We start from the raw sequence: 24,856 nt of genomic DNA, 5'->3' as shown, positions 1-24,856 counted from the left end.
TCGAATGAAACTTATTGAGCCGTATGCTAAGCACTGCTACATGCTCGACGCCAGCCTTCTTCCCGCCCTCTACGACGCCCTCACCGTGGCGCGTCACGGCTCGGTCGCCCGCGCCGCCGACACCCTCCACAAGACTCCGTCCGCCGTCAGTCAGCAACTACGCCGCATCGAGGAGCACTTCGGCGTTGCCCTCTTCGCCCGCGCCGGTCGCGGCATCGGGCTGACGGCGGCGGGCGAGGCGTTCCTCGGTCCGGCCACGCGTCTGTTCGACGAGGCCGAGTCCGTCTACGCGCTGCTCGGCTCCATGGGCGGCTCGCCGGTGACGACGGTGCGGCTGGCAGTCAGCGACTATCTGGGAAAGGAGCTGCTCGCGCCGGTGCTGCGCGAGATGCACGAGAGCGGCGCGCCGCTGCGGTTCGCGATCGTCACTTCGCATTCGGCGGATTCGGTGCGGCTTCTCGAGCGCGGCGAAGTGGACGCCGCCATCGTGAGCACCGCTGCGCCGCATCCTGCGCTCGATGAGCATCTGCTGTTCGAGCAGCCGATGTTGTGGGTGGCGTCGCGCCTTCCCGAGCACAAGCCGGTGCACGAGCGGCTCGGCAGCGAGCCCGTGCTGCGTCTGTCGGCGGGCAGCCTCGGCCGTGCGCTGCTCGACGCGTACCTGGAGCGACACAACATCGCGCCCGTCTCCACCATCGAGGTGCCGAGCGTCTCGCTGCTGGTCTCCTACGCCGCTACCGGCGTAGGCATCGGCCTTGCGCCGGCGTTGCCGCTGCACGACGCGGCCTCCGAAAGTGTCATCGTCGAGCGCGCCGACGTTCCGCCCATCGCCGTGCGGCTGGCGCTGCGCCCGAGCTACCCGCTGAGCCTTCCGCTGGCTGCGTTTCTCGAGCGCGTGCGCGCGCGCGGCGCACGCCTTGCCGAGGAGCTGACGGCGGTGAAGCCGCGGGAACGGGCCAAAGACCGTCGCAAGGTCTGATCGGATGCGAAATCCGGCCGGCCTGCGTCCGGGATGACGGCGCAGGGGCGGCCGTCGGAGACGTCTGCGCGCAACAACGACGCCGGCCGCGACTCGCGGATCGGACCCCGTTTCACCTGAGCCGCTCCAGAATGCGGTCGCCGACGCGCAACGCGTTGGCCATGATCGTCAATGCCGGGTTCACCGCGCCCGAGGACGGAAAGAAGCTGGCATCGACGACGTACAGGTTGTCGAGATCGTGCGCCTTGCAGCTCTCGTCGAGCACCGAGGTGCGGCGGTCGCGTCCGAAGCGGATCGTGCCGTTCTGGTGGCCGACGCCGGCCAGCGGGATGCGCTTGCCGATGTAGACGTTCATCGGAAGCAGATGGTCCTCGCAGCCGATGGCGCTGAGCATGCTCCTCAGCTTGCGCTGCAGGCGATCGTGCCCCTCGACGTTGTTGGCCTGGTAGCTGAGCCGGATGCGACCGCGGGCGTCGACGGTGACGCGGTTGTTCGGATCGGGAAGGTCCTCCGACGTCATCCAGAAATCGAGCGAGTGCCGCGCCATCAGATCCAGCGTCATCCCCGGCACGATGCGCGGCGCACCAGCCGCCAGCACGTTGGCGTCCGACTTGCCGACGAACGAGATGTGGCCCATCGGGAAATCCCAGTCGGGCGCGCCGAAGTAGAAGTCGTTGACGGCGAGCGTCTTCTGGAAGCGCGTCGGGTTGGGGTGGCGCGAGATGGCCAGCATCATCGAGTTCAGGTGCGACATGTAGTTGCGGCCGACCTGGTCGGAGCTGTTGGCAAGGCCGCGCGGGTGCCTGTCGCTGGCCGAGCGCAGCAGCAGGGCCGCCGAGTTTATCGCGCCGCACGAGACGACCACGATGCTTCCCGTGTACGTCTCCTCCTCGCCGCCGCGCTCGACGTGCACGGTCCGGACGCGCCGTCCCGATGCGTCCGTCTCCAGGCGTGGCACGTAGGCGCCGGTCATCAGCGTGACGTTGGGATGGCGCAGCGCCGGATCGACGCAGATCACCTGCGCGTCGGCCTTGGCATTGATCAGGCACGGGTAGCCGTCGCAGGTCGAGCATCGGATGCAGGCGCTCGTCCGCGGGTTCCGTTCATCCATCATCACGCCGACCGGCAGGTGGAAGGGTCTGCATCCGAGCCGCTGGAGGTCGTCCGACAGCTCCTGGATGCGCGGCTCGTGGCTGACAGCGCGAAATCTGTACGGCGCGCTGGCAGGCGGCTCGGTCGGATCGACGCCGCGCTCGCCGTGCACCTGATAGAGATGCTCGGCCTCGGTGTAGTACGGCTCGAGCTCGGCATAGGAGATCGGCCACGCGGGGGAGATGCCGCCGAAGTGACGGAGCTCCCCGAAGTCGCGCTCGCGCAGCCGCACCAGCGCCGCCCCGTAGAACTTGGTGTTGCCGCCGACGAAGTAGTGCGTGCCGGGATGGAACTCTTCGCCGTCGGCATCGAGCCAGCTTTCGGTCGTGTGATACCGTCCCTGGCCGACCACGGCTGCCGAGTCCCAGTTCTCCTTCTCGCGCGCAACGTAGTCGCCGCGCTCCAGCAGCAGGATGCGCTTGCCGGAAGGCGCCAGGCGATGAGCCAGCGTGCCGCCGCCGGCGCCGCTGCCGATGATGATGACGTCGTAGTGATTGCTTGCAGACATTCGCCTCACTCCACCCACGCGAGCGGCGTCACGCGCGGCTCGGGATGTCGATGCTCGCAGAAGATGCAGCGCACGCGCCGGTCGTGACACAGCTTGGCGCAAGCGACGGGGCCGGCGATGCGAGCGTAGAGATCCGCGGCCAAGATCATCGCCGCCGGCGGCGCCGAGACATAGATCCACAGCGCCGTGTAGTCGCCGGCGAACACGGCCGAGGCGAGCGTGCGCGCCGGGTTCATGCTCATGCCCGACAGCGGCGCCTCCAGCGTGATGTAGGACGCCACCAAGCCGCCGCACAGCAGGCCCGTGTATGGCGCCACGCGCGCGGTGTCGGATGCCGCAAGGACCACCGCCATGAGCAGCGCCGAGATCGCGCCCTCGGCGACCAGCGCAACGAGCGGTCCTGCCGCTCCCGGAACGGTTGCGACGTAGCGGACGGCGGGATGCGCGAGAGCTTCGCCGAGAAGGCTCGATGCGACGCAAACGCCGACCACCGCGCCCAGCAGCTGCGCCGCGACGTAGAAGAACGCGTCGCGCGGTTCGATCCTGCCCAGGCGCAGGAACGCCAGCGTCACCGACGGATTGATGTGCGCGCCCGAGCGGCGGCCCCACGGTGAGTAGATGATGCCGATCGCCGTCGCGCCCATCGCCACGCCCATCAGCGCGCGGCGGACGACGGCGTCCGAAACGAGCGGACGCACGAGCCAGTCGGGATGCTCCAGCAGCACGCCGAACACGCACGCACTGAGCATGAACGTGCCGAGGCCCGCTGCTTCCATCAGGTATTCGGGCCACGCGCGCGGCAAGGACGGTGCTTTCGCGATTGCCGCGCCGGCACGCATCGCGCTCGTTCCGGCCACCGATGCGGCGCCGTGCATGTCGCCCGTCCCATGCGCGGCGCAGTGCATGCCGCCTGCTCCATGCGCGGCGCCGTCCATGCCGCCTGGCTCATCCACCGGCGCGCCTCAGCGCAGCGTGGCTGCGGCAATGCGCGCGATCTCGGCATCCTGCGCAGCGCTGGCGGCGCCGCTAATGCCGATCGCGCCCACGACCTGGTCGTCGATGCGGATGGGAATGCCGCCCTCGAGCGGCGTCAGCACGTCCACGCCCAGCAGCGCATTGCGGCCGCCCCTGACGGCATTCTCGAAGTCGGCAGTCGGCTTTCGAAAGATCGCGGCGCTTCTCGCCTTCTCGGTGGCCACGATCGCTGCCGACGGGAAGGTGCCATCGAGCCGCTCCAGATAGAGCAGATGCCCGCCGTCATCGACGATCGAGATCGCTCCGCCCGCCCCTAGCCTCCTGGCCTCGGCCACGGCAGCCGCCGCAACCGCCTTGGCCTGTGCGATGTTGAGCACGGGCTTGGTCTGCGCCGCCTCGGCGGCCACGGATGCGAGCGCGACGACCGCAAGTGCGGTCAGACATCGAAACGAGGACTGCATGGGTTGCTCCTGCGAACGAACATCTCGGGCACGCGCAGCGCGCCCGGCAATCCTTCGATGCACAGGACCGACCGGCGTTACGGCACCATGGCTCGCGGTCGGAGGATATCGCAGACCGGCCGCTCGGACCTGACGCCGCCGCTAGCGAACTGCGACAAAGAACAGTCGCGGGAAGGAGAAGAGGCGCTTGCCGTCGATGCGCGGCCGGTAGGCCTGTTCGATCGCACGTGTATAGGCGTCGAGGTAGGACCGGCGCTGCTCGTCCGCTACCGCGTCCAGATAAGGACGCAGGCCCGTGCCGCGCACCCACTCCACGATCGCGTGCTCGTCGGCCATCACATGCTCGTAGGTCGTCTGCCAGATGTCGATGGAGGAGCAGTGCGGCGCCAGCACGTCGTAGTAGAACGCGGGCCTCGCCACCGGCTGCAGCGCCCGCACTTCCGCAACCGCCTGCTCCCAGGGACCGGGCAGCTGGCGCATGAGGCGATGGCTCGGCTCCTCGAAGTTGCACGGCATCTGCACCGCCAGCACGCCGCCCGGCGCGAGCGCCGAGATCAGGCGCGGCAGCAGCCGGTCGTGATCGGGCAGCCAGTGGAAGACCGCGTTGGCGTAGAGGACGTCGACCGGCTCTTGCGGCTGCCAGTTGGCGGCGTCGGCCTGGATCCATTCGACCGAAGGCACCTCTCGCCTTGCCTGCTCGAGCATCTGCGGAGAGCTGTCGATGCCGCGAATGCGGGCGTGCGGCCAGCGCGCCCGCAGCAACGCCGACGAATTGCCGGGGCCGCAGCCCAGGTCGACGACCTCGCCCGCGTCGCTCAAAGGCACGCGCGCGAGCAGCTCGGCGGCTGCACGCGTGCGCTCGTCACCGAACTTCAGGTACTGCCTCGCGTCCCACTGGCTCATCTCGCTCCTCCGAACATCGCTTCGATGTCACGCCGGCGATCGCCTGTAGCTCTCGGGCACCGCACTCTCCAGCCACATGGCGCCGGCGGCCGACAGCGCGCACGCGGCCGCCATGCCCAGCCACAGCGCCACCGGCCACACGTCGAGAACGTAGCCGGCGATGGGCGGCCCGATGACGAAGCCGAGCTGCCAGGTCATGCTCGAGACCGCCATGTAGCGGCCGAGCCGCGAGGGGCCGGCCAGATCCGCGACCAGCGGCGCCTGCACGGGCCCGAGCAGGCACTCGCCGAGGCCGAGCAGCGCCGCCACCGCCGCCAGCACGAGCGCTGCCGGCATCGCCGACAGGTTCTCGACGGCAAGCGGCACCACCAGCCACATCGCCGCCCACATCGCTGCCATGCCGGCAAGAGCGGGCATGCGCCGCTTGCCCTCGAGCCAGTGCGCGATGGGAAGCTGCGCCACCACGATCGCCATCGTGTTGGCGAAGAAGATCCATCCGATCGCCTCCTCGGTCACGGCCGCGCCGTGCTTGGCATAGACCGGCAGGAACTCCACCAGCGGCACGATTCCGGCGGCGATCAACATCGTGTTCAGCACCATCAGGCCGAGGAACGGACGATCCCGCAGCACCGCGCCATACGATGCACCTTCGACGGCATCGGCGTTTCCGGGCAGCGACGGCAGCGCGGCCATCACGGCAGCGAACGCGACGAAGGAAAGCCCGTCGAGCAGGAACAGCGTGGTGAACGTCGAAGCCTGCGAGACGTCCGCGATGGCACCGCCTGCAAGCGCGCCGATGCCGATGCCGAGGTTCATGCCCATGCGCTGCAGCGCAAAGGCCGCGGGCCGGCGTTCCTGCGCCGCCAGCTGGCTGAGCATGCTGGCCTGCGCGGGCCAGAAGATCCCGTTGCCGAGGCCCATCGCCACCTGCAGCGCAATCGCATGCCAGGGCTCGCGGATCAGCGGGAAGCACGAGATCACGGCCGCCTGCACGAGCAGCGAGAGCACGATGATCTTCTTCGGTCCCAGGCGGTCCACCCATGCGCCGCCGATGGCACCGGCCGGGAGGGAGGCCAGATAGTTGGCCGCCGTGGCCACGCCGGCCATCGTCAGCGACATCCCGCGAACGTCGTGCAGATAGATGATGAGGAACGGCAGGATCAGCCCGGTTCCGGCCATGCTGACCAGGCCGCCGAGCTCGAGCAGCCACACCGAGCGCGGCAGGCGCGGGTCGAGCGCGCGCAGATAGTCGTAAACGGCGCGCAGAAAGCGACTAGCCTTGCCAGCCGGCTTTGCGCCAGCCGCTCATGCACGCATCGACCAGCGCGGGGGAGTTGACGGTGTGGAACGTCTCGAGCGAGAAACCCGGCGCCAGCCGATCCATCTTCTCGAGCGCTTCCAGAGCTTCGCCGTGTCGTCCGGCATGGCCGCAGGCGGCGGCCAGGATGCGATAGCCGTGGCCCTGGTCGGGTCGCAGCCGCAGGCTTTCGGTCTCGCAATGAATCGCATCGTCGTAGCGGCCCGCCATCATGTGCGCCACGCCGAGCTGGTGAAGGAACAGGTGCATCTGCGAGTCGCGAGGCGACAGCCGGATGGCCTTCTCCATCACCGCGATGGCCTCGTCGGGACGATCGACGGTCAGCGCGACGGCGAGCCCCTGGTAGGCCATCGTCAGGCTCGGATTGAGCTCGATGGCGCGATCGAACGCGGCGATGGCACGCTCGTGCTCTCCGATCAGCGAGCATGCGTAGCCGAAGGCGGCCTGCGCCCACGGATCGTTGTCGTCCAGCGCCAGCGCGGCCTCGGCCGCCTGCCGCGCCTCGGCCACCGAGCGCGCAACGTCGGGCGACCAGTGCGACGTGATGAGCGCGACGTGGCAGACGCATTCGAGCGCAGCCGCAGTCGAAAACGACGGATCGAGCTGGCGCGCGCGGCCGAACAGCACCAGCGCCTCCTCGAGGTCCTCGCGCGCGCGCAGGCCGAACAGCAGCGCCGCCGCACGCTGGAAGCATTCCCAGGAATCGAGCTGCGGCGCCGGCTTGGAATGGATCCGCTGGCGCTCGGCCCGCGCCACCGCCGGCTCGATCGAGGTGACGATGGCGACCACGATTTCGTCCTGCAGTGCGAAGACGTCGCCGAGGTCGCGGTCGAAACGCTCCGAATAGAGCTGGTGCCCCTGCACGCCGTCGATCAGATCGACCTTGACGCGCACGCGCCCGGCAGCGGCCTGCACGCTGCCTTCGACGACGTAGCGCGCGCGCAGCTCGCGGCTGACCTGGCGCGCATCCACGCGCCGGCCCTTGTAGGTGAACGTGGAGCTTCGCGAGATGACGGGGAACAGGCGAAACGCCGACAGATGGGCTATCAGATCCTCGGCGATGCCGTCAGCGAGATAGCCGTAGGCCACGTCGGTGCTGCGGTCCTCGAATGGCAGCACGGCGATCACCGGGCGGCCGCTGAAACCCGCGATGGTGGTGGGAGCATGCGCGCCGGCGGCGCCGGCGAAGTGGATGCGGTAGGTGCGAATGGGCGCCGGAATGTTCTTGAGCGGCTGCTCGCCGAGATCCTCGAATGCCGCTTCGACCTTGCCCCGGACCTCTTCGACCACCGTGGCGGACGCGCAAACGCCCCCCGGCAGCGCAAGGCCTTCCAGGCGCGCGGCCACGTTGATGCCGTCGCCGAAGATCTCGCCGTCGGCCAGCAGGATGTCGCCGACGTGCACGCCGATGCGAAACGGCAGCCGCCGCTCCGGCGGCATCGCGGCTTCCAGCCGGGCAAGCTCGGCCTGCACCTCCAGACCGCACGCCACGGCGTCGACCGCGCTCGCGAACTCGGCAAGCACGTTGTCGCCGGCAGTGCCGACCAAGCGTCCCTGATGCTTGCGAATGCGGCCGCTGAACAGGTCGCGGCGCGAGCGCAGCGCCTCCACCGTCGCCGCCGGGTCGGCGGCCATGCGCGCACTGTATCCGACGGCATCGGCGCTCAGGATGGCGGCGCGATGCAGGCGCGGGGCGGCAGCTTCGGCGGGCGCTTCGGCCATGGTGCGCGAATCTACCAAGCGCACAGCGGCCGCGCACGCGCCTCGCCCCGCTAGGCTGGCGAGGTCGATCGGAGGTGCAGGCCTGCCTCGTCCGTCTCCACGCCGCCCGACCATGGCCGCTGCCGCGGCCGCACCCTGCCTCGCAGATCGCTGACCGCGTTCATGAACGCGATGTACGCTTCGTAGGGCGACTCGTAGGGACTGAAGTACTTGTGCACGTCGCCATCGGCGAAGTGCTTGGTGCACATGTAGTAGAAGTGATCGCTGGTGGTCAGCCGGCGCCATGCCGTGGCCAGGCGCGCGTCGCCGCTCCAAAGAACGCTCGCGCGCAGGGCGAAGACCGCCTCCAGCGCCGAGCGCTGCATGGCGTTGCCGGTCCACGCCGACAGATCCCGCTCGGCGTCCGCCCACGACATGAACGTTGGCACATCGATCTCGGCAACCGGCTGGTGCGCGGCAATCGCCTCCGACGGCGTCACCAAGCGGCCCTCCGGATGCGCGAGCACGTGGCCGGGCAGCTCGCGCATGAACTCGAAGATGCCGGTCTCCTTCCACTGGTGCTCGCCGAAGGTCTCGTAGTCCATGAACAGGTTGACGATCCCGCCTCCGCCGCCAGCCGCGCGCAGCCAGCTCGCGAAGCGCTGCGCCGACAGCGGATGCGCGTCCCAGTCCGAATTGCCGAAGCGGAACGCGATGTCGTCGCTGAGGCGGTAGCTCTTGAGCAGGAGCGGCAGGTCGCGGGCACCGGTGGCATGGTAGAGAAAGTGCGGAGAGCGCCAGCCGAGCACGTGATCGGCGCCTTCGGCGATGGCGCCGGCGAAGCCGCGGCGCTGCAGGTGGAGCGCCAGCACGTTGCTGAAGATCAGCTCGGTGTTGCGGAAGATGCGCGGCCGCACGCCGAACAGGTCCTGGATACGATCCGTGTGCAGGTCGACCTGATAGTCGAACTCTTCGGCATCGGTCAGGAAGCTCAGGCTGTGGTGGTAGGTTTCCGCCAGCAGCTCGACGCAGCCGCTGGCGTGCAGGCGCTGGAAGCTGGCCAGCACGTCGGGAGCCCAACGCTCGAGTTGCTCCAGCACCGTGCCGGTCAGGGAGAAGGCGACCTTGAAGCGCCCTTCGTGCCGATCGATGAGCTCGGCCAGCAGCGCGTTCATCGGCCGGTAGCACTTCTCGGCGACCTTGCGCAGGACCGCCTCGTTGGTCTCGTCGTCGAAGTAGGCCTGCGATCGCCCGACCTCGAAGACGCTGTAGCGCCGCAGGCGATAGGGCTGGTGGACCTGAAAGTAGAAACACACGTCAGGCATGCGTGACCTCGCGATACGTGCTTTCGACCTGCTGCGCGACGGCGCTCCAGCCCATGCGACCGACTTCGCGCCTGCCGTGCCGGGCCAGCTCGCAGCGCAGCCCAGGGTATCGAAGCGCCGCGAGGATCTTGGCGGCAAGATCCTCGGTGTCCCAGAAATCGACCTTGAGCGCGTTGCACAGCACCTCCGCCACGCCCGACTGCCGTGAGACGATCGTCGGGACCGCCTGGTCCATCGCCTCCAGCGGCACGATGCCGAACGGCTCGCTGACGCTGGGCATGACGAAGACGTCGGCGCTGCGATAAAGGACGCCGGCCTGCTCGCGGTCGACGAAGCCGGTAAAGGAGACGTGGGCGCCCAGCCCGAGCTCGGCCGCGCGCTCGATCATGCGCGGCAGCAGGTCGCCGCTGCCGGCCATGACGAAGCGCACGCCCGGATGCACACGGTGAACCCTGGCAGCGGCTTCCAGGAAGTATTCGGGCCCTTTCTGCAGCGTCATGCGGCCGAGGAACAGGACGACCGGCTCGTCGAACGCGATCGGCTCGCGCTCCTCTTCGTCGGGATCGATGCCGTTGTAGATGACGCGCACGCGCGAGGCGGTCACGCCGTACCGTTCCACGCAGGTCCGCTTGATGCGCTCGCTCACCGCGACCAGCACGTCGGCGCCGTGCATGCCCTCGCGCTCCAGCGCGTAGACCAGGGCGTCGGCATGGTGGCCGCCGCTCTTGTCGAACTCGGTGATGTGCACGTGCGCCACCAGCGGCTTCCCGAAGGCGCGCTGCAGCGCGAGGCCGGCGGCAAAGGTGGTCCAGTCGTGAGCGTGGATGACGTCGAAGGCGACGTCGTGTGAGCGCACCAGCTCGACGCTGCGGCGCGCGAACTCGACGACCTCGCCCAGCAGGTCGGGCCCGTAGAGCGGATGAAACCGATCGACGCGCCTGCCTTGGGACCACGCCACCGCGTGCGCGGGTCCGTCGCCGGCAGCGTACGAGTGCAGCGCGCTCGCGACGGCCTGGAGCCGGATGCGCTGCTCCAGCGGCGACGTCGCCACGACGCGCACGCGGCCGTGGCGGCTCTCCTGCGGCCCTCGCGGCATCAGGTAGGTGACGTCGACGTTGCGCGACGCCAGCGCGCGCGTCAGCGCGTCGCACACCACGCCGACGCCGCCGGCGAAGAACGGCGGAAGCTCCCACCCCAGCATCAGCACCTTGATGGCACGGCTGTCCTGGCCCGCTCTCATGGATGGGTGCTCGGATGCCGCTGCCGGTGCGAGGTGACGTCGCTTGGCGGACCGTGCGGTGCGCTGCCGGCGCGAGGTGACGTCGCTTGGCGGACCGTGCGGTGCGCTGCCGGCGCGAGATGACGTCGCTTGGAACATTCGGTGCGCTGCCGGCGCGAAGCGACGTCGCCCGCGTACGCTGCGCGTCGCTGCCTCCGCGGACGCGATTGCGGCGATTGCCGCCGGCGTCGGTGCGGCGTTTCCCGCGGCGTCCTCCGGCATCTGAGCCGTCATGAAATCCATCGCCGTCTTCCCGAGCACCCGCGAGCTTCGCATCATCGAGGAGCCCGAGCCGCGCATCGCCTCGCCGTCGCAGGTGCTGCTGCGAATCCTGGACGTCGGCATCTGCGGCACGGACCGCGAGATATGCTCGTTCGAATACGGGCTGCCGCCGGCCGGCTCCTCGCACCTGGTGATCGGGCACGAGTCGGTGGCGGAAGTCGTCGAGGTCGGCGCCGCAGTCACTTCGCTGCGCCGCGGCGATCTGGTCATTCCGATGGTGCGCCGGCCTTGCGCGCACGCGCACTGCACGGCCTGCCGCGCCGGCCGCCAGGACTTCTGCTACACCGGCGACTTCTGCGAGCGGGGCATCAAGGGCGCGCATGGCTTCATGACCGAGCTGGTCGTCGAAGAGGAGCGCTACTTGAACCCCGTGCCCCGCTCGCTCCGCGACATCGCGGTTCTGGTCGAGCCGCTCACGATCGCACAGAAAGCGCTCATCCAGCTCTGGGACATTCAGGAGCGTCTTCCCTGGGGATGCCCGCACCGGCCCGGCCGCAGCCACGGCCATTGCCGCCGCGCCGTGGTCCTGGGCGCCGGTCCCGTCGGTCTGCTCGGTGCCATGGCGCTGTGCGCGGCCGGCTTCGAGACGATCGTCTACTCCCGAGACCGCACGCCGCATCCGAAGGCCGAGCTGACGCAGGCCATCGGCGCCACCTACGTCTCTTCGGAGGACGTCACCGCAGCCGAGCTGGCCGAGCAGGTCGGCACCATTGACGTCGTCTACGAGGCGGCGGGCGCATCGCGCGTGGCCTTCGACGTCATGCAGGCGCTGGGTCCCAACAGTGTCTTCATCTTCACTGGCGTGCCGGGCCGGCGCGAGCCGGTGGAAGTCGACACCGACCGGCTGATGCGCAACCTCGTGCTGCGCAACCAGGTCGTCTTCGGCACCGTCAATGCCGGCCGAGATGCGTTCGAGGCTGCGATCCGCGAGCTGGCGGGATTCGCGCAGCGCTGGCCCGGCGTGGTGTCGTCGCTGATCAGCGGGCGGCACTCCATCGAATCCCATCGCGAGCTGCTGCTCGGCCGCCCTGGCGGCATCAAGCACGTCCTGCAGATGGCGGCATGAGCCTCATTGTCGTCGAAGCCGTGCCCCATCCGTCGTGGTGGCGGGCCGAGCTGGTGCGCCCGATCGAACGCGTGCCGGCGGCACAACGGCAACGATGACGATCCACGCGCTGCTCGTCTGCGCCGCAACGTTCGCCGCGTGCATCGCTGCCAGCTTCGCCATCCAGCGTGCTGGCCGCCGGCTGCAGCGGCGGCTGGCAGCGGCGAGCGGCGGCGGCGGCCTGCGCCGCCGCCTCGGCGACGCCGCCGTCGTCTCGGCTCTGCTCCTGCAGGCAGGCGTGTGGAGCGCCGCGGCGTGGCTGCTGAGCGAGCGCGTCATGGCGGCGCACCAGTGGCGGGCGATGATCGCCGACGTCCTGCAGATGAGCCTGACGGCGCCGCTGTTCACGCTCGACGCTCGAAGCTACTCCGCCCTCGACCTGCTCCTGCTCCCGGCCATGCTGGCCGCGCTGTGGCTTTCGGTCAGCGCGCTGACGCGCGTGCTGCGGACGCGCGTGCTGGCCGCCGCCGGCATCGAGGCGGGCTTCCAGGAAACGGTCTCGGTGCTGCTGCGCTACGTGCTGACGTTTCTCGGCGCGATCGTGATCCTGAACGAGCAGGGAGTGGACCTTCGCTCCTTTGCCATCCTGGCCAGCGTGCTGGGCGTCGGGATCGGCTTCGGGCTGCAGAACATCGCCAACAACTTCGTCAGCGGTCTCCTCATCAACATGGAGCGCCCGATCCGGCCCGGCGATTACGTGGCCGTGGGCGCTCTGGAAGGCACGGTGGTGCGGGTGGGCGCGCGCAGCACCGAGATCCGCACCAACGACAGCGTTGCCATCCTGGTTCCCAACTCGCGCTTCCTCGAGAGCGAGGTGATCAACTGGAGCCACGGCGACCCGACCTCGCGCCTTCACCTGCCGGTGACCGTGCCCTACGGCACCGATCTCTCCCGCGCGCGGCGCGCGTTGATGGAGGTCGCGAGAGGCGTGCCCTCGGTGCTGCGCGAGCCGCGGCCGAGCGTGCAGATGCGCCGCTTCGGCAGCGACGGCATCGAGCTGGACCTGCTCGTGTGGACGCGGGAGCCGCGCACGCAGCAGGCGCTGGTGAGCGAGCTCGGCCTTCGCATCGAGCGCGCGTTCGCCGGCTACGCCATCGCCATCGCCAGCTCGCAGCGCGACCTGGACGTGGCGGCGCGAACGCTCGAGCGCGCGGCGGCGATCTTCGCAGGCGCGCAGCCGCATACCGAGCAGGCCGACGCCGCAGTGCCGATGCCGGAGCCGCCGCCGGAAGCGGGGATCGAGGAATGGGACGACGCCGAGATCGCGTCGCTGGCGGCTCGAATGGCCGGCGATGCAGGCGTTGCCGTGGAGGACCGGCGCCATCTTCTGAGCGTCTATCCGCAAAGCTTCGTCGGCACCGAGGCCGTCACGTGGATGACCGAGCACGCCGGCTTGACCCGCAGCGAAGCCGTGACCGCCGGCCGCCGCATGGTCGCCGCCGGCCTGGTGCGACACGTCCTGGACGAGCATGACTTCCGCGACGGGTATTTCTTCTACCGCTTCACCAGCGGCGCTGCGCGCGCGGCGGCGTGAACGAGGAGACGCAACGCATCGACCGCTGCGGCATCCAAGCGGCCATGGCTCCGCGCAACCTGCGACGCCTCTCCCTGCTCGCCTTCGCGGCTGCGGCCGTCCTTACCTTCGCCGTCGCCTGCACCGCCTTGGCGGCCGGCACGATCGCTGCGGTCGGTGCCATCGGCATGACGGTCTCGGACGCCGACCGCTCCGCCGCCTTCTTCACCGACGTGCTCGGCTTCGAAAAAATCTCCGACGTCGAGGTTGCCGGCGAGAGCTACGAGCGGCTGCAGGGCGTGTTCCCGCTGCGCATGCGTGTGGTGCGGCTGCGGCTCGGCAGCGAGACCATCGAGCTGACGCAGTACCTGACGCCGCGCGGGCTGCCCATGCCGCCCGACACGCGAGCCAACGATCGGTGGTTCCAGCACATCGCCATCGTCGTCAGCGACATGGCCCGCGCCTACGAGCACCTGCGCAAGCACCGCGTCGAGCACGCATCCTCGGGGCCGCAGCTCCTGCCGCAGACCATTCCCGCTGCCGCCGGCATCGAGGCGTTCTACTTTCGCGACCCCGACGGCCACTTTCTCGAGATCCTCGCGTTTCCCGCCGGCAAGGGCGACGAGCGCTGGCAGAGGCAGGAGCCGCTGTTCCTCGGCATCGACCACACTGCCATCGTCATCTCCGACACCGCGGCCAGCCTCGCGTTCTATCGCGACGTGCTGGGTCTGCGCGTCGCGGGCGAGAGCGAGAACTTCGGCACCGAGCAGGAGCATCTCAACGGCGTCTTCGGCGCACGGCTGCGCATCACTGCGCTGCGTGCAGCGCAGGGGCCGGGCATCGAGCTGCTCGAGTACATCTCGCCGTCCACCGGCCGGCCGCGGCCGGCCGGTGCCGCCGCCAACGACCTGCTGCACTGGCAGGTCGATCTGGTGCCGACCGATCTGGACGCCGCGGCAATCGAGCTGAACCGTTCGCGTGCGCCCATGGACTCGCCGGGGATCGTCGCCGCCGACGGCGCGCTTGGCTTCACGCGCGCCGCGCTGGCGGCCGATCCCGACGGGCACCGCCTGCGCTTCGTCGAGACGAGGGATTCGGCGACCTCGGAAGCCATCTCCGGAAAGGCCGGACACGCCAGCCGCACGCGACACTGATCGAGGAGAGCAGCATGCCGACTTCCGCTCGCGCCACCACCACCGTCCGCTCGCGCCGCCGCGCCGCTGGCCGCGGCGCCACGCAGTCGTCATCGGCAACGGCCGCTGCCGCCGCGACCACGGCCGAGCATGCGCGTCTCCACGACGATGCCCGCCGCGCGCGGCACTGGAAGCGCTTCGGCCCGTACCTGGCCGAGCGGCAATGGGCGACGGTGCGCGAGGACTACTCGGCGCACGGAGACTGCTGGAGCTACTTTCCGCATGACCATGCACGCAGCCGCGCCTACCGCTGGGGCGAGGACGGCCTGCTCGGCTTTTGCGACCACCGTGCGCGCCTGTGCTTTGCGCTGGCGCTCTGGAACGAGCGCGATCCGATCCTGAAGGAGCGCCTGTTCGGGCTCACCGGCCCCGAGGGGAACCACGGCGAGGACGTCAAGGAGTGCTACTACTATCTCGACTCCACGCCGACGCACTCCTACGTACGCTCGCTCTACAAGTATCCGCAGGCGCAGTTTCCCTACGCTCGCCTGGTCGAGGAGAACCGCAGCCGCGGCCGCGAGCAACCCGAGCTCGAGCTGACCGACACCGGCGTCTTCGACGACGGCCGCTACTTCGACGTCTTCGCCGAGTACGCCAAGGCCTCCCCCGACGACATCCTGATCCGCATCCACATCGCCAACCGCGGCGATGACGCGGCTCCGCTGCACGTGCTGCCCACGTTGTGGTTCCGCAACACGTGGTCGTGGGGCCGCAGCGGCGACGGCTATCCGGCGCGGCCGCGACTGTACGCCGCCGGCGGTGACGCCTGCGTGGCGGCCGAGCACGAGGAGCTCGGCCGTTTCTGCTGGAGCGCCGGACCGTCGCCGGACGGACAGCTGCCGGCGCTGCTGTTCACGGAGAACGAGACCAACAACGAGCGGCTCTTCGGCAGCGCCAACGCCTCGCCATTCGTCAAGGATGCATTTCATCGCTACCTCGTCGACGACGATGCGGCGGCGGTGAACCCCGGTCGCAGCGGCACCAAGGCCGGGGCGCACTACCGGCTCCTGGTGCCGGCCGGGGCCACGGTGACGCTGCAGCTGCGACTGACGGCCGAGCGTGAATGCACGGGCGCTCCATTGGGCGCAGGCTTCGACGACGTCTTCGACCGGCGCCGCCGCGAGGCGGACGAATTCTACGCCGCCGTCCTCCCTGCCGGCGCGGATGCCGAGGATCGGCGCATCGCGCGCCAGGCGTACGCCGGGCTGCTGATCTCCAAGCAGTTCTTCCACTTCTGCGTCCGCGATTGGCTGCAGGGCGATCCAGGCCACCCGGCGCCGCCGCCGCAGCGCCTTGCCGGACGCAACAGCGACTGGCGCCATCTCTACAACCGCGACATCATCTCGATGCCCGACAAGTGGGAATATCCATGGTACGCCGCCTGGGACCTCGCGTTCCACATGGTGCCCATGGCGCGCGTCGACCCGTCCTTCGCCAAGCAGCAGATCGAGCTGTTCCTGCGCGAGTGGTACCTGCATCCGAGCGGGCAGATCCCGGCCTACGAGTTCGCGTTCTCCGACGTCAATCCGCCGGTGCACGCGTGGGCGGCGTGGCGGGTGTACAAGATCGCCGGCGCGCCGGGCAACCGCGACCGCGACTTCCTGCGCCGCGTCTTCCACAAGCTCACGCTCAACTTCAACTGGTGGGTCAACCGCAAGGATCCCGAGGGCCACCATCTGTTCTCGGGCGGCTTTCTCGGCCTCGACAACATCGGAGTGTTCGACCGCTCGCGCCCGCTGCCGACGGGCGGCCATCTCGAACAGGCGGACGGAACCGCATGGATGGCGTTCTACTGCGCGACCATGCTGGCGATGGCGCTGGAGCTGGCACAGGAAGACCCGGTCTACGAGGACATGGCCAGCAAGTTCTTCGAGCATTTCGTGGCCATCGTGGATGCCATCAACACGCTCGGCGGCGACGGGCTGTGGAACGAGGACGACGGCTTCTACTACGACGAGCTGCACCTGGGCCAGGAGCGCATTCCGCTGCGCATCCGCTCGCTGGTGGGCCTGATTCCGCTGCTGGCCGTCGAGGTCCTCGACGACGAGGTGCTCGAGAAGCTTCCGCAGTTCCGGAAGCGGATGCAGTGGTTTCTCGCCAACCGCCCCGACCTCGCGCGCCACATCGAGCACCGCAGCAGCGGCGGCGATCGCGGCCGTCGTCTTCTGGCCGTGGCTTCCGCCGACCGCCTGCAGAAGGTGCTGCGCTACATGCTCGACGAGACCGAGTTCCTCTCACCCTACGGCATCCGCTCGCTCTCTCGCATTCACGAGCAGCGACCGTACGTGTTCGAGGTGGGCGGCGAGCAGCACCGTGTCGTCTACACACCGGGCGAATCGACCACCGGTCTCTTCGGCGGCAACTCGAACTGGCGAGGGCCGATCTGGTTTCCGATCAACTACCTGCTGGTCGAAGCTCTGGAGCGCTACGATCACTTCTACGGCGACGATCTGACCGTCGAATGCCCCTCGGGCTCGGGACGCGGCCAGCGGCTCTCGCACGTCGCGCGCGAAATCGCCTCGCGGCTGCGCGCCATCTTCCGAAGCGATGCAAGCGGCCGTCGCCCCTTCTCCGGTGACGATCCCTGCCATGCTCGCGACCCGCACTGGCGCGACCTGTGCCTCTTCCATGAATACTTCCACGCGGAAACGGGGCGCGGCCTCGGTGCCAGCCATCAGACGGGCTGGACGGCACTGGTGGTGCGGCTGATCGAGGACCTCAGCCGAAGTCCTGCTGGAGTGTGAGACGGAAGTCGCGCCTACGCCGCGCGCGCTCAGTTCTGGCGCTCGGACGTCACCAGCTTCAACCGGATGGCGAAACGGACCAGACCGGCGATCTCGTAGATGCCGAGCCGCTTCATGAGCTGGGCGCGGTGCGTCTCGATGGTCTTGATGCCCACGCCGAGCGTCTCCGCCATTCGACGCGTGGACTGGCCCTCCGCAATGAGCTGGAGAACCTCGCGCTGGCGCGGCGTGAGCAGGCGATACATCTCTCCGGTCGGGCCCTCGCCCGGCCCTTCGTTGCGTGCCCGGATGCAGTGCTTGAGCAGTTCCTGCGAGATTCCCGACCCCAGGTAGAACTCGCCGCGAGCGATGGCCTCGATGGCCTCGATGAGCTCGGCGGTGGGAGCATCCTTGTGCAGGTAGCCCGAGGCGCCGTGGCGGAAGGCCTGCAGCACGTAGTCGTCGTCGGCGTGCATCGACAGGACCAGCACGCGCGTCGACGGGTTCTCGCGCACGACGCGGCTGGTCGCCTCCAGTCCGTTCATGCGCGGCATGGAAATGTCCATGACAACCACGCGCGGCTGATTGGCCCGCACCAGCTCGATCGCCTCGAAGCCCTCGGCCGCCTCTCCGATGACACGCACCTGGTCGGACTGGTCGAGCAGTCCGCGCAGCCCGCGGCGCACCAGCATGTGATCGTCGACGAGGATGACTTCCGTCTGCATTCAGGTCTCTATCGGGATCCACGCCTCGATGCGCGTCCCGCGTTCGTAGTTCGAATCGATCGCGAACGTTCCGCCCAGCCCCTCCACGCGGTCGCGCATGGCGGGCAGGCCCATGCTCTGGCCGTAACTGGCGCGCTCGAGCGCCATGTCGACGTCGAATCCGCAGCCGTTGTCATCCACGCAGGCATGCACGCAGACGCCGTCCATCCACACGGCGACCTGCACGGTTCGCGCGTGCGAATGCCGCTGGGCATTGATCACCGCTTCCTGCACCACCCGGAACACGGTCAGCTCGACGGCCGGCGGCAGCCGCGGAATGTTCGGATCGGCGTCGAGCCGAATTTCGATGGAGTTGAGCACGGCGAGGCGGCCGACGGCCGCGGTGAGCGCGGATACGAGACCTGACTCCAGCAGCGGCGGGCGCAGGCCGATCGACAGCGCGCGGACCCTGTGGACCGCATCGACGATGAGCGCCAGCGCATCGGAGACGCGGGTCGGGAATTCGGGCGTTCCTTCGGCATGCCTGAGCGTTTCGACGCCGAGCTTGGCGGCAATGAGGATCTGCCCGATCTCGTCGTGCAGCTCGCGGGCGAGGTGATGGCGTTCGGCCTCCAGGGCTTCGACCAGCATCGTGCGGACGCCGTCGGGCAAGGCTGCGGCGGTGGCGGCTCCAGCGCCGTCATGGCTCTGGGCATTCGCAGCGAGCGCATCTCGCAACCCGCCGTCGTGGGGGGCGCCGGCACCGATCCGCGGCCGCAGGATGCGCGTCGCGGGCGGCTCGGGCCGGGCTCGCTGTCCGAGAGAGACATTCATGACCTCTCAGGTTGTCATCAAGCGGGCTCGTCGACCAGAGCCTGATCGCGCAATACCCGATCGCCAACGATTTCATGCGGCGCGTCAGACCAGCGCGACAGGTTCGGACGCGCAGTCGTCATCGATGGCGCGGCGGCAGGTGACGGCCTCGCCGAACGGCGCGCGCAGCACGAGCTCGGCAGTCTCGTTGGACGGACGCTGCGGCGACGGCACCCGAGATCAGCTCGGGCTTGATGGGAGAACCGAGAACTGGACTCCGGTCAGCAGCTCCATCGGCGACGTAGCCGATCGCAGGAACGTCGAAGCCGGGGGTGCCGAGATCGCGTTGCCGACGACGGCGCATTTGCACGCGCCGGTTGCCGCGTCACCATCGCCGGGTGAGCAAGCAACTGCATCCGTTGGCGGGCACGCAACCCCCGGCATCCATGCTCGCCGACATCCCTGCGCTCCTCACGGCCTACTACACGATCCGACCCGATCCCGCCGACGCCGGCCACGCCGTCGCGTTCGGGACCTCGGGCCATCGCGGCTCGGCTCTGGACGGAACGTTCAACGAGGCGCACGTCCTGGCCATCACCGAAGCCATCTGTCGCTGGCGCCGCTCCAACGGAATCGACGGTCCGCTGCACCTCGGCATCGATACCCATGCGCTGTCGCGACCCGCGTTCGCCTCGGCGCTGGAGGTGCTGGCGGCGCACGAGGTGGAGGTGCGCATCGCGCACGACGACGGGTTCACGCCGACGCCGGTGGTCTCGCACGCGATCCTGACGCACAACCGCGACCGCGCCGCGCATCTGGCCGACGGAATCCTGATCACGCCGTCGCACAACCCGCCGGTCGATGGCGGCTTCAAGTACAATCCGCCGAACGGCGGTCCGGCCGACGTCGCCGTCACCAGGGCGATTCAGGAAGAAGCCAACGAGCTGCTCCGTTCCGGCGTGCAGCAGATCCGGCGCATTCCCTACGAGCGCGCACTGGAGGCGTCGACGACCCACCGCTACGACTATCGCACGCGATACATCGAGGACCTGGCCGCCGTGGTGGACATGGACGCCATCGCCGCCGCACGCGTGCGCATCGGCACCGATCCTCTCGGCGGCGCAAGCGTGTCCTACTGGCACGCCATCGCCGAGCGCTACGGTCTGGACCTCACGGTGGTCAATGAACAGGTCGATGCCACCTTCGGCTTCATGTCGCTCGACTGGGACGGACGCATTCGCATGGACCCTTCCTCCAGCCATGCGATGCAGCGTCTGATCGGACTGAGCGACCGCTACGACGTTGCCTTCGCCTGCGATGCCGATGCCGACCGCCACGGCATCGTCACCCGCAGCGGTGGCCTCATGCAGCCCAACCATTATCTTGCCGTGGCCATCGACTACCTCTTCCGCAACCGGCCGCAGTGGAGCGCGGATGCGCGCGTGGGCAAGACGCTGGTCAGCAGCTCGATGATCGATCGCGTCTGCCAGCGCCTCCGACGCGAGGTTCATGAGGTGCCGGTGGGGTTCAAGTGGTTCGTCGAGGGCCTGCTCGACGGCTCGCTCGCTTTCGGCGGTGAGGAGAGCGCGGGCGCCAGCTTCGTGCGCCGCGATGGAGGCGCGTGGACGACGGACAAGGACGGCATGGTTCCGGCGCTGCTGTCGGCGGAAATCACCGCGCGCACCGGCCGCGATCCCTCCGAGCACTACCGTGAGCTGACGGCCAGCTTTGGCGATCCGGTCTACGATCGCGTCGAAGCGCCTGCCACTGCCGAGCAGAAGGCGCGCCTGTCCAAGCTCTCTCCCGACCGGATCCAGCGCCGCGAGCTGGCTGGAGAGAAGATCCTCGCCCGCCTCTCGCACGCTCCCGGCAACGGCAGCCCCATCGGCGGCGTCAAGGTCGTCGCGGAGAACGGCTGGTTTGCCGCGCGTCCCTCGGGTACCGAGGACATCTACAAGATCTACGTCGAGAGCTTCCGCGGGCGCGAGCACCTGGCGCGCATCGTCGAGGAGGCCCAGGCCATCGTGGACGAGGCGCTGCGCTGAAGCCCGCGCCGCAACAGCAGAGGTTTCCTCATCATGCGTGACAACGTCGGCGCCTTCCTTGCCAAACGCGCGTCCCTGTCGCCGCGGCTGACCGGATACATCGGACCCGAGCAGGGCGTGCGGCTGACGTTCCGGGAGCTGGACGACCGCTGCAACCGCACCGCCAACCTGCTTTCGGACCTCGGCGTGCGTCGCGGCGACCGCGTGGCGCTGCTGATGATGAACAGCGTCGAGTTCGTCGAGAGCTTCTTCGCCGTGGCCAAGCTCGGCGGCATCGTCGTGCCGCTGAACTGGCGCCTGGTGCCCGACGAGCTGGCATTCATCCTGGGGGACAGCGGCGCCGAGACGCTCATCTACGGTGAGGAGTTCGCACAGGCCGCGGCCGACCTGCACGACCGCGGCAGCGCCGCCACCAGCGTGCGGCGCTGGCTCAGCGTCGGAGCGGCCTCGCCCGCGCATTTCGCGCAATCGTACGCGTCGCTCCACGAAGCCGCGAGCGACGCGTCGCCGGTGATCGAAGCCGGCGACGGCGACGACCTCTACATCATGTACACCTCGGGCACGACGGGGCTTCCCAAAGGTGCCGTGCACACGCACGGCAGCGTGGCCGCCGCGTGCCAGACGATCAACGCCACGGCCGAAGTGCGCTACGGGGACGTCTATCTGGTCGGCCTCCCGCTCTTCCACGTCGGCGCGCTCACGCCGCTGACGGCCAACGTGCACCGGGGAATCACCAGCATCGTCTGCCGCGCCTTCGATCCTGTGAAGGTGTGGGAGCTGATCGAGAAGGAGAAGGTCACCAGCATGCTGGCGGTCCCCGCCATGCTGGGATTCCTGCAGCAGGCGCCCAATCGCGACAAGGTCGACCGCAGCACGCTGCGCTGGATCATGAGCGGCGCGGCGCCCGTGCCCGTCAGCATGATCCAGACCTACATCGCACAGGGCATGGACATCCATCAGGTCTACGGGCTGACCGAGACGTGCGGGCCGTCGTGCCTGATCATCGGCGAGGATGCGGTGGCCAAGGCGGGGTCGACGGGCAAGGCGTTCTTCCACACCGACGTGCGCGTGGTGGACCCCGACGGCAACGACGTCGATCCGGGATCGGTCGGCGAGGTCATCGTACGGGGCCGGCATCTGATGAAGGAGTACTGGAAGCGGCCGGAGGCCACGGCCGAGACGATCCGCGGCGGCTGGCTGTACACGGGCGACCTGGCCAGCATCGACGAGGACGGCTTCGTCTACATCCAGGACCGCAAGAAGGACATGATCATCTCGGGCGGCGAGAACATCTATCCCGCCGAGGTGGAGAACGTGCTGCTGACGCATCCGAAGATCCGCGACGCGGCCGTGATCGGACAGCCGAGCGAGAAGTGGGGCGAGTCGCCGGCCGCCGTGGTCGTGGCCGAGGAAGTGGACGCCGCCGACGTGCTCGAGTACACGCGCGGCCGCCTGGCGCGTTACAAGCAGCCGCGCGCGGTGTACTTCGTCGACGAGATCCCGCGCAATCCGTCGGGAAAGATCCTCAAGCGGATCCTGCGCGACAGGTTCCCGGGGCCCGCCCCGGAGTGAAGCCGGCTCGGGTTGGAAGATGTGCGGTCGCCGACATCCTCCGACCTGACGCCGAACCGGCATCAGGAGAGGTCATGGTCAAGGGCAAGCTCGCGATTCTCGTCGGCGGCGGTCCCGCGCCCGGCATCAACAGCGTCATCGGCGCCGCGACCATCCGCTCGCGCCTCGAGGGCGTCGAGGTCCTTGGCCTCCCCGACGGCTTCGAGCACGTCATGGAGGGCGACGTCAGCGAGGTGCGCAGCCTGGACATCGACGACGTCAGCCGCATCCACTTCCGCGGCGGCTCCATCCTCGGCATCTCGCGCGCCAACCCGACCAAGTCCAACACGCTCCTGGAGCAGACCGTGGCCACGCTGCTGCGGCTGCGAGTGGACAAGCTCATCACCATCGGCGGCGACGACACGGCGTTCTCGGCGCTCAAGCTCGAGCAGGTCGCGGCCGGCCGCATCCGCGTCGCGCACGTGCCCAAGACCATCGACAACGACCTCGACCTTCCGCCCGACATCGACACGTTCGGCTTCCAGACCGCGCGTGCCGTGGGCGCCGAGCTGGTCAAGAACCTGATGGTCGACGCGTTCACGACGCATCGGTGGTACTTCGTCATCGCGATGGGCCGCAAGGCGGGTCATCTGGCGCTCGGCATCGGCAAGGCCGCCGGCGCCACCCTGACGCTGGTGCCGGAGGAATTCGGCACCTCCGGCTTTTCGCTCAAGACGCTGACCGACACGCTGGTCGGCGCGATCCTCAAGCGCCTGGCCGACGGGCGGCAGGACGGGCTGGCGGTCATCGCCGAAGGTGTCGTGCTCGGCGTCAAGCCCGAGGATCTGTCGGGCATCGAGAACGTCGAGCGCGATGAGCACGGGCACGTGCGCATCGCCGAGGTCGACATCGGCGACCTGCTCAAGCAGAGCGTGCGCAAGTGCCTGTCCGACCTCGGCGTCAAGGCCACGATCGTGGCCAAGGACATCGGCTACGAGCTGCGCTGCGCCGATCCGGTTCCGTACGACATGGAGTACACGCGCGACCTCGGCTACTGCGCCGCGCAGTTCCTGCTCGAAGGCGGCAACGCCGCGATGATCTCGATTCAGGGCGGGCATTTCGTGCCGGTGCCCTTCGAGAGCATGCTCGATCCGCAGAGCGGACGCGCGCGCGTGCGCCTGCTCGACGTCGCCTCGACCCGCTACAAGATCGCGCGCCGCTACATGATCCGGCTGCGGCGCGAGGACTTCAGCGATCCGTTCCAGAGTGCGGGGCTGGCCAAGGCCGCCAACATGAGCATCGACAAGTTCCGCGAGCGCTTCGAGTATCTGACGGAGAACGAGCCGGGGCCGATGAAGCTGGTGGAATGAGGCGGGAGCGGCGGCAGTCCCGTCGCTGATCCGGATCTATTTCTTCGCCGCCACCCGCTCCTCCAGTTCCGTCAGCGTCTTTGGCCAGTCCTCGCGCAGCAGGCGCGAGAGCGCGCGGTCGGCGAGAAGTCGACCTTCGTTCTGGCACACGGCGCAGTAGTTGGTCTCGTTGTCGGCGTAGGCGATGCGGCAGACCTTGGCTCCGCACACGGGACATGCCTGGCCAGCCTTGCCGTGCACCGCCATCTCGGGCCGGAACGCCGTCACCTTCTCCGGAAACGACTCGCCCGTCTGCTCACGCAGGCGCTGCGTCCACTCGCTCAGTACCGCGACGGTGGCGGCGTGCAGGCGCCGTACCTCCTCATCGTCGATCCGGGAAGTCAGCTTCATCGGCGACAGGCGCGCGCGATGCAGGATCTCGTCGGAGTAGGCGTTGCCGATGCCGCTGAACAGGCGCGGGTCGGTGAGCGCGCGCTTGAGAGTGTGGTTCTCGCTGCGCAGCGCCTGCGCGAACGTCTCCGGCGCCGCCTCCAGCACCTCCAGACCGCCGGGATCGTGCGTGCGCAACGCCTCGCGCCCGGCCACCACCCAAAGCGATGCGCGCTTCCTGGGCGACGCCTCGGTGAGCATCAGCGTGCCGTGCTCGAAGTCGAACGCCGCGAGCGAGATCTTGCGGTTGGCGCTGGCGCCGGCCTTCTTCCAATGCAGGCGCCCGGCGATCATCAGATGCAGCACGACGAACAGATCGTCCTCGAACGCGAAGACGATGCGCTTGCCGATGCGCTCGACGCCGCAGACCTTCCTGCCGTGCAGAGCGGCGGCCGGCGGATCGAACGATTTCAGGACCGAGGGACCGAAGATGCGCAGGCCGAGCAGGCGACGGCCGCCGACGAAGCGGCCGAGGCTCTCGAGATAGACGACGATGTCGGGGAGCTCGGGCACGGCCGGCGCTCAGG

Annotated in this window: 20 protein-coding genes; 8 read left to right on the top strand and 12 right to left on the bottom strand. The window is 69.0% G+C overall.

Annotation, left to right across the window (positions count from 1 at the left end; translation table 11 throughout):
• Window positions 1-40 precede the first annotated feature (40 nt).
• On the top strand, window positions 41-979 hold the full coding sequence (locus tag VEC57_17100) for a LysR family transcriptional regulator (GenBank protein ID HYC00854.1): 939 nt from the start codon (window positions 41-43) through the stop codon (window positions 977-979).
• A gap of 112 nt (window positions 980-1,091) precedes the next feature.
• Here the strand turns inward: VEC57_17100 and VEC57_17095 are convergent, their stop codons facing one another.
• The 8 genes from VEC57_17095 to VEC57_17060 form a co-directional block, all read right to left on the bottom strand.
• A complete protein-coding gene (locus VEC57_17095; protein HYC00853.1) occupies window positions 1,092-2,639 on the bottom strand; it encodes a GMC family oxidoreductase in 1,548 nt (515 codons plus the stop codon).
• A 5-nt stretch (window positions 2,640-2,644) separates the two neighbouring features.
• Entirely contained in the window at window positions 2,645-3,592 is a 948-nt protein-coding gene (locus tag VEC57_17090) for an aquaporin (GenBank protein HYC00852.1), read from the bottom strand.
• A 9-nt stretch (window positions 3,593-3,601) separates the two neighbouring features.
• Window positions 3,602-4,075 carry a heme-binding protein gene (locus VEC57_17085; GenBank protein HYC00851.1) on the bottom strand — a complete coding sequence of 158 codons (474 nt, stop codon included), beginning with the start codon at window positions 4,073-4,075 and terminating at the stop codon, window positions 3,602-3,604.
• A 141-nt stretch (window positions 4,076-4,216) separates the two neighbouring features.
• Window positions 4,217-4,978 (bottom strand): trans-aconitate 2-methyltransferase, encoded by a 762-nt coding sequence (tam, locus tag VEC57_17080; protein ID HYC00850.1) that lies wholly within the window; start codon window positions 4,976-4,978, stop codon window positions 4,217-4,219.
• Window positions 4,979-5,005: 27 nt separating this feature from the next.
• Complete coding sequence (locus tag VEC57_17075; GenBank protein HYC00849.1) at window positions 5,006-6,190, bottom strand: MFS transporter; 1,185 nt, start codon at window positions 6,188-6,190, stop codon at window positions 5,006-5,008.
• A 61-nt stretch (window positions 6,191-6,251) separates the two neighbouring features.
• Window positions 6,252-8,018, bottom strand: coding sequence for a tetratricopeptide repeat protein (locus VEC57_17070; protein ID HYC00848.1), 1,767 nt, complete (start codon window positions 8,016-8,018; stop codon window positions 6,252-6,254).
• A 50-nt stretch (window positions 8,019-8,068) separates the two neighbouring features.
• Window positions 8,069-9,322, bottom strand: coding sequence for a glycoside hydrolase family 57 protein (locus VEC57_17065; GenBank protein HYC00847.1), 1,254 nt, complete (start codon window positions 9,320-9,322; stop codon window positions 8,069-8,071).
• Window positions 9,315-10,562 carry a glycosyltransferase family 4 protein gene (locus VEC57_17060; protein HYC00846.1) on the bottom strand — a complete coding sequence of 416 codons (1,248 nt, stop codon included), beginning with the start codon at window positions 10,560-10,562 and terminating at the stop codon, window positions 9,315-9,317. Before VEC57_17060 ends, VEC57_17065 begins: the two co-directional genes overlap by 8 nt.
• 271 nt (window positions 10,563-10,833) lie before the next feature.
• Between VEC57_17060 and VEC57_17055 the strand changes: the two genes are divergently transcribed.
• From VEC57_17055 to VEC57_17040, 4 genes are all read left to right on the top strand, one after another.
• Window positions 10,834-11,949: a glucose 1-dehydrogenase gene (locus VEC57_17055; GenBank protein HYC00845.1), complete on the top strand. Its 1,116-nt coding sequence runs from the start codon at window positions 10,834-10,836 to the stop codon at window positions 11,947-11,949.
• Window positions 11,950-12,043: 94 nt separating this feature from the next.
• Window positions 12,044-13,522 carry a mechanosensitive ion channel domain-containing protein gene (locus VEC57_17050; protein ID HYC00844.1) on the top strand — a complete coding sequence of 493 codons (1,479 nt, stop codon included), beginning with the start codon at window positions 12,044-12,046 and terminating at the stop codon, window positions 13,520-13,522.
• A gap of 44 nt (window positions 13,523-13,566) precedes the next feature.
• Complete coding sequence (locus VEC57_17045; GenBank protein HYC00843.1) at window positions 13,567-14,655, top strand: VOC family protein; 1,089 nt, start codon at window positions 13,567-13,569, stop codon at window positions 14,653-14,655.
• A 14-nt stretch (window positions 14,656-14,669) separates the two neighbouring features.
• Window positions 14,670-17,438 (top strand): hypothetical protein, encoded by a 2,769-nt coding sequence (locus VEC57_17040; protein ID HYC00842.1) that lies wholly within the window; start codon window positions 14,670-14,672, stop codon window positions 17,436-17,438.
• 29 nt (window positions 17,439-17,467) lie between these two features.
• Here VEC57_17040 and VEC57_17035 read toward each other — a convergent pair whose 3' ends face one another.
• From VEC57_17035 to VEC57_17025, 3 genes are all read right to left on the bottom strand, one after another.
• Window positions 17,468-18,142 (bottom strand): response regulator transcription factor, encoded by a 675-nt coding sequence (locus VEC57_17035; GenBank protein HYC00841.1) that lies wholly within the window; start codon window positions 18,140-18,142, stop codon window positions 17,468-17,470.
• On the bottom strand, window positions 18,143-18,955 hold the full coding sequence (locus tag VEC57_17030; protein HYC00840.1) for a sensor histidine kinase: 813 nt from the start codon (window positions 18,953-18,955) through the stop codon (window positions 18,143-18,145).
• An 84-nt stretch (window positions 18,956-19,039) separates the two neighbouring features.
• Window positions 19,040-19,168, bottom strand: coding sequence for a hypothetical protein (locus VEC57_17025; protein HYC00839.1), 129 nt, complete (start codon window positions 19,166-19,168; stop codon window positions 19,040-19,042).
• 164 nt (window positions 19,169-19,332) lie between these two features.
• On the opposite strand from VEC57_17025, the gene pgm reads away from it, so the two are divergent.
• From pgm to pfp, 3 genes are all read left to right on the top strand, one after another.
• A complete protein-coding gene (gene pgm / locus VEC57_17020; protein HYC00838.1) occupies window positions 19,333-20,979 on the top strand; it encodes a phosphoglucomutase (alpha-D-glucose-1,6-bisphosphate-dependent) in 1,647 nt (548 codons plus the stop codon).
• Window positions 20,980-21,012: 33 nt separating this feature from the next.
• Window positions 21,013-22,551: a long-chain fatty acid--CoA ligase gene (locus VEC57_17015; protein ID HYC00837.1), complete on the top strand. Its 1,539-nt coding sequence runs from the start codon at window positions 21,013-21,015 to the stop codon at window positions 22,549-22,551.
• 74 nt (window positions 22,552-22,625) lie between these two features.
• Window positions 22,626-23,900 carry a diphosphate--fructose-6-phosphate 1-phosphotransferase gene (gene pfp, locus VEC57_17010; GenBank protein HYC00836.1) on the top strand — a complete coding sequence of 425 codons (1,275 nt, stop codon included), beginning with the start codon at window positions 22,626-22,628 and terminating at the stop codon, window positions 23,898-23,900.
• A 36-nt stretch (window positions 23,901-23,936) separates the two neighbouring features.
• Here the strand turns inward: pfp and VEC57_17005 are convergent, their stop codons facing one another.
• The gene (locus VEC57_17005; GenBank protein HYC00835.1) at window positions 23,937-24,842 is read right to left on the bottom strand and encodes a DNA-formamidopyrimidine glycosylase family protein; all 906 of its coding nucleotides are present in this window, start codon (window positions 24,840-24,842) and stop codon (window positions 23,937-23,939) included.
• Between the last annotated feature and the right edge of the window lie 14 nt (window positions 24,843-24,856).

It is taken from the genome of Candidatus Limnocylindrales bacterium, assembly GCA_035626395.1.
In the GTDB taxonomy this organism is placed as follows: Bacteria; Desulfobacterota; Binatia; order UBA1149; family CAITLU01; genus DASPNH01.
Note: the sequence above shows the minus strand (reverse complement) of the source record. Positions and strands in the feature narration are given on the sequence as shown.